Genomic DNA, 983 nt, shown 5'->3' on the forward strand with positions numbered 1-983 from the left:
CGGCCGGTGCCGGTGCGATCGCCGGTGGTGTCGGCACCGCCGGTAACGGTGGCGTCGGCGGTGCCGGCGGCAACGCGCTGGACGGTCAGACCGCGGGCGACGGCGGCAACGGTGGCGTCGGTGGCGCCGCGCAGGGTGCGGGCGCGGCCGGCAAGGGCGGCGACGGCGGTGCCGGTGGTACCGCGATCACCACGGGCGAGGGCGATGACGCCGTCACGGCGAACAATGTCACCGGCGGTAACGGTGGCGTCGGCGGTCTCGGTGGCGCCGCGTCGACCGCTGAAAACAGCACCGGCGTGGCCGGCGACAGCGGCAAGGGCGGCGCCGGTGGCGCCGGCACCGGCACCGGTGACGGTGGTGTCGGTGGCGCAGGTGGCGCCGCGGTGGCCGGCGGTGCTGCCGGTGACGGTGGTGTCGGTGGTACCGCGGCCGGAATCGGCACCGGTGGCACCGGTGGCGCCGGTGGCGCCGCGGCGGCCGGTACCGCTGCGGGCACCGGTGGTGCCGGTGGCGACTCAGCCGGTGGCGGCAACGGTGGTATCGGTGGCGCCGGTGGCGCTGCGGGTACCGACGCGGCGGCTGGCAACGGCGGCAACGGTGGCAACGCCACCGGTGCCGGTGGCAACGGCGGCAAGGGCGGTGCCGGTGGCGCCGGAACCGACGCCCAGGCGGCTGGTAACGGCGGCAACGGTGGTAACGGCGCCGCAGGCACCTCGACCACCTTGGCCGGTAAGGGCGGCGACGGCGGCGCGGGCGGCAGCGCTGCGGCCGGCCAGACCGCGGGTAACGGCGGTAACGGCGGTCACGGCGGTAACGGCTACCAGGGCACCGGCGTCGGTGTCACCGGTGGCGCCGGCGGTGCTGGCGGTGCCGGTGGTACCGCACAGGTTGACGAGGACGACAACCCGGTCGCCAACGTCACCGGTGGCAACGGCGGTAACGGCGGTGCAGGTGGCACCGGTGGCGGCCTGGCCGCCCTCGGC

Annotated in this window: 1 pseudogene; it reads left to right on the forward strand. The window is 76.8% G+C overall.

Going from position 1 to position 983, the window contains the following annotated elements:
* Positions 1 to 983: pseudogene (locus tag BN4346_RS48350) on the forward strand (PE family protein); the annotation flags it as partial.

Source organism: Mycolicibacter icosiumassiliensis, assembly GCF_900078685.2.
Classification (GTDB): domain Bacteria; phylum Actinomycetota; class Actinomycetes; order Mycobacteriales; family Mycobacteriaceae; genus Mycobacterium; species Mycobacterium icosiumassiliensis.